The following is a 5,719-nucleotide window of genomic DNA, read 5'->3' as shown; positions in this document are numbered from 1 at the left end:
CTCTACATCCGCTGGCACCACCAGCGCCGCATGAACCAGATGGACGAAGTCACCCGAGGAACGTTCCTGCGGGCCAAACAGGCAGTCACCGTCGCCGTAGAACTTCTGAACTGGCTCAGCGATCAAGGTGCCGAACTCGCCGAAGTGAATCAAGCGCACCTGGACCGATGGCAGGCGGAAGGCCCGACGACACGAGGCATCGCCTCACGTTTCCTCGACTGGGCAACCAAAACCAACCTCATCGACCCTTCCCTGCAACTGCAGCCCCACCGCCGCGGCACCAGCCCACGACTCGACGCAGCCGCCCAGAACGGCCTCGTCCAGAACCTGAGCCACACGACCGACATGAACCCCAGAGACCGGGCAGCGGCTATCCTCGTCCTGGTCTTCGGCCAGCAAGTCTCCGGCATCGTCAAACTCACTTGGGACAACGTCACCGTGACCGAGGAAATCGTCACCATCACCCTCGGAACCGTCGAAATCGCTCTCACACCTCCGCTCGATGAGCCCTGGCGAGAACTAGCAGTCACGCCAACCCACCATCAAACGGCCGCGCACCCCAACAGCAACTGGGTATTCAGAGGCGGCTCGCCAGGCCGGCACCTCCAGGCCTCAACCCTCACCCAGCGGCTAAGCACGGCTTTCAGCAGTCGGGCGGCCAGGCTCGGAACACTTCACGAACTCACCAAACTCGCACCCGTGGCCATCATCGCTGAAGCCCTTGGCTACTCCCCGGCCACGATCGATCGCCATGCCCTGGCGTCGTCGGCAAACTACATGGAATACATGTCCACTTTCCACACAAGAGGCGGACTCGAGGAACCGCTTCGGACGGTGAAGTAGCATGGCCGCATGTGTCACCCGGACGGAATCGACGAGCCTCTGCAGTCGCTGCCCCCTGGGATGGCCAGGAAATATGCCGAGTACAGACCTGCTATTCCCGGAGAAATTAAGCCTCCCCCGACCAATGTTGGAGGCTACGACGAATTACTCGAGTTATGCCGGAAGAAGGGTATGTCGATTCCCCGCTCACGACAAGGACTGGTAGCAGTCGATTCTTTGATAGGGAGCGCAGAAGACAAGGCATCCCTGGAAGCGCTGGTCAGGCCCATAGGAATGTTCCTGGGCGATGTATTGACCCACACCATCCCTGGTGCGCACTGGAAAGTCATCAACGAAAGCTTCCCGGAGGTCACCATATACAGGCACACGAGTGTCTCAGTTATCCATGTTGCTCAAAGACGATTAACTCTCGGCACCCCGACACTTGTGATGAACTACGACCGCGCGGCGGACCTGGTGGGCCGAGAGCCACTTCAAGGCGACTGATGCGGCCGATAAGCCGGGTCCATTCAGGGCTTTAAAAATGACTCGCATTTTGAACATCCGCTCCAGACATGCCCCGGTCAAAAAGAACTTCTACTCGTCCCACTTCAACACGTCCCGCTACCAGTCGAAAATGAGCGGGGGAGTGCCCGAGGAAGGGGGTGTATCCCATACCAAAAGAAGATCAACCAGGCTCGGGCGGCAACGGAGCGAGCCGGGACTTTGTCAGGTCCTGTTAGACAGCCTTGGCGCCCGGCCTTCCAGTCTGGCGCCACGGTTGACGATGGATCTGAGCGGCCATGGAAACCGCGGCGGATTTTTTTTGGGTTGTCAGCAGGACTTCCTATCTGTGAAGCAGCCCTCCATTGACAGAGATTGTTTGTCCGGTGATGTAGCTGCTCTCGTCGGAGAGGAGGAAGGCGGCAAGGCTGGTCATGTCGTCGGGACCGGCTCCCTCCGCAATCCGTTTCGCTGCAGTCGACCCAACCCTCTAGATTCGGGGGTATTCGTTGGTCAACTCACATGATTCAGGACAGTTTCCGCACGTCCGGATTGCGTTGGTGAGTGCAATCGTTTGCGAAGAGGTTCTGATGTGCGTCACGATATGGGCCATTTTCCTGCCAGCGCCTGAGGCAATACGGGCTCGAGGATTCGGAGGGTTAGGCCCCAAACTGTATGCCCCTGAAACCTCCGCACGGGGACTTTCCTCCGAGTGTTCCAGCCCGGAAAACATAGTTCTTCTTCTCCTGCTGCAGTTTCGGAGGCCAGCACATTCACTGGTACATCGACCACCTCCTCGACCTCCGCCATTTGAGGCTTCCATACAAAGCTTGGTGTGATCCCCTGCAGTTGGACTACGAAAGGTGAAACTCGATAGCGGGTTACGTGGGTATCAATTGGTTCGAGTTGAGAGAGTAAAACAATTTGCTTGGTGCTCAATCCCAGCTCTTCGATAGTTTCACGAAGGGCAGTGTCCCAAGCACCTTCGTCCTGTGGTTCCCGATTGCCTCCAGGCAGCGAAATCTGGCTTCCATGTTGTCCATAGTTTGATCGTTTGATCAGTACCAAGCGAAGATTCCCCTTCTCGTCCCTGTAGAAAGGTATAGCGACTGAAGCCTGCCGCAGTTCCTGCATCCGTTTCTCCAAGCTGACTGACTGTAATCAGAAATGTCAGTGCGAGTGATGATATTGGTTTTTTTGGAGTGAAGTGTCGCGCTCAGTTCACTCCGGCCGTGGCTGGGGCCACTGATGCCGGGGGCCGACAACGAGAAAGGGATCCCTTCGCGGTGCGCCGCTGATTGGCTTACGTTTACAGCAACCAACTACGACCGCCCTGCGACATCTGTAGCATCTCAAGGGCAAGGCATCAGGGTCACCTTGGCAGAGGATCAAAGATCAACGGGCTACTGGAGTAACAAGCGGGACCGACCGCATTGTGGGTTGCAGCCGGCTAAAGCAGCAGGCCTTGCAAATTTTCAGCGGCGACGCGGATCATTCCCCCAAGTTCCGCGCGCAACTTGTCCGACATCCGGTGAGCCGGCACCGAAACGTTAATCCCGAAAAGCGCCCCGGACGGGCCCGTAATAGCCACGGCGACCGACGTAACTCCGTCTTCACTTTCCTCTCTGCTCGTGGCGTATCCCGCTCGGCGGATCTCATCAAGCTCGGCTTCGAGGTTTGTTCTTGTCTTGATTGAGTTTTCCGTCAGCACGGGGAGTTCCTTATTCGGGTACAGGGCCCGTAGCTGCTCCTGAGTGAGCCGGCTCAGCATCGCTTTTCCTGTCGCAGTGCAGTTGGCTGGCAGCGTGATGCCTTGGCGGGAGCCCACCCGCACTGCCCTTGAGCTTTCAATGGCATCAAGGAATCGGGCGTCTGTCCTCTCGAGCGTGGCGAAGTGGACTGTTTCCCCGGTTTGTTGGAACAGCTGTTCAAGTACGGGACGAGCGAGGGCCCTGATGTCTACCTGGCGTCTGATGGCGAAGGCGATGGAACTGAGCGCCTGGCCTGGTTCATATGCGCGAGTAGCCGGGTTTTGTCGCACGAAGCCTCGGTAGAGCAACATCCCCATAAGCCTGTGCGCTGTCGACGATGCAACACCAAGATAGTTGCTCGCATCTGTTAACCGGATGCTGGGCTGGGTTTCGAATAGCAGGAGCAGTCGCAATGCATTGTCAACAGATTCGATGGGGTACTGCGGTGGCGGGCCGTGTTTGGATGTGCCGTTCATAGGGTCAGAAGACATGTCAGATGTCCCCTCCGTCCCCGGGATGAGAGTCTGTACGCTCCTGTCGGCTAGCTTCACCATGCAGCGTTAATCCGAGCGAGTTCGTGTCTCCAAGCCGTTTGCGTGTTGAACGACCCACCGAGGTCTGGCAGTTCAGCCATGTCCGAGTCTGGGAGGTCTTTGAGCGCTCCCCCAGCTGAAGTCACCTGAAGCGACAACCCTGCAAGGGTATCTACGCTGATTGCCTGGAGTACTGCTTGCTCCACGCTCCCTGCGGCGCTGGTCAGCCCGTGTCCGCGGAGCAGCACGACAGGACGATCACCCATGGCGTGGAGCATTTCCGCAGCCAACTGGCGGTTCCTGACCAGTACTCCCCGCGGATACACGGGTACCCCGCCTGCTGCCAGGCGGGTGCCTGGAATATCGAAGGCTCCGACGATCGGGCGGATGCCAAGCCCGGCGAGGTCAGCTGCGACGACCCGAGGCGGGTGCGCGTGGACGACCGCGTTGATGTCGGGGCGTTGGCGTAACAGTTCCGTGTGCAGGGGGAGTTCGTTAGGGGCGGAGTATCCCCCCTCCAACTCGCCTTCAGCAGCGGGGTTGCCGTCAAGGTCGACCAAACGGATGTCGCTGGCTTCGGTGAATGCCAGCCCGCGCTCCTGGGGACCCCTACATCGGACCAGCAGGCTGTTCTCGCCGATTCGAAGGCTGATATGGCCGAGGATGCCGTCTGCCAGGCCACGGTGTGCCAGCACACGGCAGGCCAAAGCAATCGCTTCCCTCGCCCCTGCATGTGTCAGGGGTGACCAAGTCTGTCCCATCAGGATGCCGCCAAGGGTTGGGGGTCTAGCATTGGTTCGAGTTTCTCCCGCAGTTCTTGAACTGTTATTCCCGTACCCATGCCGCGGCGGCAGGCCAGGAGCGCCTTAGGCCAGTTCACGATGGCGGCACCACTCAGGCTGGTGCCGTCAACCGTATATAGCGCGGCGAAGCGCCCGTGAACTTCCGGATGTCCGATAACGACGTGTTCAGCCTTTCCGCCCACCCGGCCTACCACCTGGATCTTCCAATCGTGTTGGTCGCTCCAGACGTACTCGACGGGAGTGTAGGCGCGGGGAGTCTCCGGATGCGTGATGTTGTAAGCCACGCACGCGGCCTGCTCGACGGCGTTGGTCCAGTGCTCGATCCGGATATCTTCGCCATGTTTTTGGTGCCGCCATCGTGCAACGTCGCCGACGCCATATATGTGTGGGGCATCCACGGTGCGGCAGTATTCGTCGAGCACCAGGCCGTTGTCCACGAGCAGACCGGAAGATGCGAGCCAGGCGTCGTTGGGAACGGCGCCAATGCCGACCAGAATTGTGGCGGCCTCCAGGTTCTGACCGTTGGTAAGCCGCAGGGCGAAAGAGCCCTGTTCGCCGTCGATGGACTCGACTCCGGTACCAAAGATTGTCTTCACGCCATTGCTACTGTGAAGGTCTCCGAACCACTGTCCGACTTCCGCGTTGAAGATGCGGCTCATAGGGATCGGGAGTGGGTCGATAACTGTCACTTCCAGACCAAGCGCCCGCGCTGTCGCCGCGGCTTCGGCGCCGATGAAACCTGCGCCGACAACAGCCAGATGTCCACCCTTCGCGAGGTCCGCACGGAGGCTGCGGCCGTCGTCGAGGGTGCGAAGAACATGGATGCCAGGCCGCTGCCCCCACGGCGATGGGCGGGCGGAGGCGCCTGTGGCTATGACCAGGTTGTCGAAGTGCAGAGCTTCCTGACCTTGCAGATTCAGCAGGTTTCCTGCGATGTCGATCCCGGTTGCTGCACGTCCAAGTTGCAGCTCTATTCCTAATTCCTGGGCTTGGTCGCGGTCCAGTAGGCAGATGGAGGCTTCAGTTGCTGTACCTGCCAGGACAGTTTTGGACAACGGCGGCTTGTCGTAGGGCAGTTCCGTTTCTTCACCGACGAGAACGATACGTCCTTCGTATCCCTCCAGGCGTAGGGACTGTGCGGTCCGTACACCCCCGATGGAGGAGCCCACGATGACAGTTACTGTATTCAATTAGTCCTCCACTATCAGGGCGGAAACGGGGCAGCTGCGGGCTGCCTCCACGACCCGGGCCCGGTCAGCCTCGGGTACTTCAGTCTTGAGGAGGACTACGATCCCGTCGTCATCCA

The 5,719-nt window shown here is 59.3% G+C and carries 7 protein-coding genes and 1 pseudogene; 2 read left to right on the top strand and 6 right to left on the bottom strand.

Going from position 1 to position 5,719, the window contains the following annotated elements; translation table 11 throughout:
* Together OCL88_RS20630 and OCL88_RS20625 are read left to right on the top strand one after the other, a co-directional pair.
* Positions 1 to 843 (top strand): annotated as a pseudogene (locus tag OCL88_RS20630) (Fis family transcriptional regulator); the annotation flags it as partial.
* Positions 844 to 852: 9 nt separating this feature from the next.
* On the top strand, positions 853 to 1,329 hold the full coding sequence (locus OCL88_RS20625) for a DUF6278 family protein (RefSeq protein WP_264963785.1): 477 nt from the start codon (positions 853 to 855) through the stop codon (positions 1,327 to 1,329).
* 340 nt (positions 1,330 to 1,669) lie between these two features.
* On the opposite strand, the gene OCL88_RS21195 is transcribed toward OCL88_RS20625, so the two are convergent.
* The 6 genes from OCL88_RS21195 to OCL88_RS20600 all read right to left on the bottom strand — a co-directional run bounded on the left by OCL88_RS21195 (position 1,670) and on the right by OCL88_RS20600 (position 5,705).
* Positions 1,670 to 1,789 carry an SDR family oxidoreductase gene (locus OCL88_RS21195; protein WP_319951673.1) on the bottom strand — a complete coding sequence of 40 codons (120 nt, stop codon included), beginning with the start codon at positions 1,787 to 1,789 and terminating at the stop codon, positions 1,670 to 1,672.
* 134 nt (positions 1,790 to 1,923) lie between these two features.
* Positions 1,924 to 2,460 carry an NUDIX hydrolase gene (locus tag OCL88_RS20620; protein WP_169094772.1) on the bottom strand — a complete coding sequence of 179 codons (537 nt, stop codon included), beginning with the start codon at positions 2,458 to 2,460 and terminating at the stop codon, positions 1,924 to 1,926.
* 316 nt (positions 2,461 to 2,776) lie between these two features.
* Positions 2,777 to 3,553 carry an IclR family transcriptional regulator gene (locus tag OCL88_RS20615; protein ID WP_193562614.1) on the bottom strand — a complete coding sequence of 259 codons (777 nt, stop codon included), beginning with the start codon at positions 3,551 to 3,553 and terminating at the stop codon, positions 2,777 to 2,779.
* A gap of 71 nt (positions 3,554 to 3,624) precedes the next feature.
* Positions 3,625 to 4,371 carry a class II aldolase/adducin family protein gene (locus OCL88_RS20610; protein WP_264963784.1) on the bottom strand — a complete coding sequence of 249 codons (747 nt, stop codon included), beginning with the start codon at positions 4,369 to 4,371 and terminating at the stop codon, positions 3,625 to 3,627.
* Positions 4,371 to 5,603, bottom strand: coding sequence for an NAD(P)/FAD-dependent oxidoreductase (locus tag OCL88_RS20605; protein WP_169094771.1), 1,233 nt, complete (start codon positions 5,601 to 5,603; stop codon positions 4,371 to 4,373). Before OCL88_RS20605 ends, OCL88_RS20610 begins: the two co-directional genes overlap by 1 nt.
* Positions 5,604 to 5,705: a ferredoxin gene (locus OCL88_RS20600; RefSeq protein ID WP_264963625.1), complete on the bottom strand. Its 102-nt coding sequence runs from the start codon at positions 5,703 to 5,705 to the stop codon at positions 5,604 to 5,606.
* Between the last annotated feature and the right edge of the window lie 14 nt (positions 5,706 to 5,719).

This window comes from Paenarthrobacter sp. PAE-2 (assembly GCF_026013155.1).
Lineage (GTDB): Bacteria > Actinomycetota > Actinomycetes > Actinomycetales > Micrococcaceae > Arthrobacter > Arthrobacter ureafaciens.
The sequence above is the reverse complement of the archived record's forward strand: the minus strand, read 5'-3'. Positions and strand labels throughout refer to the sequence as shown.

Coding starts and splice junctions, on each gene's coding strand:
- OCL88_RS20610 (WP_264963784.1), bottom strand. CDS start 4,371: ATGGGACAGACTTGGTCACCCCTGACACATGCAGGGGCGAGGGAAGCG.
- OCL88_RS20615 (WP_193562614.1), bottom strand. CDS start 3,553: ATGAACGGCACATCCAAACACGGCCCGCCACCGCAGTACCCCATCGAA.
- OCL88_RS20625 (WP_264963785.1), top strand. CDS start 853: ATGTGTCACCCGGACGGAATCGACGAGCCTCTGCAGTCGCTGCCCCCT.
- OCL88_RS20620 (WP_169094772.1), bottom strand. CDS start 2,460: ATGCAGGAACTGCGGCAGGCTTCAGTCGCTATACCTTTCTACAGGGAC.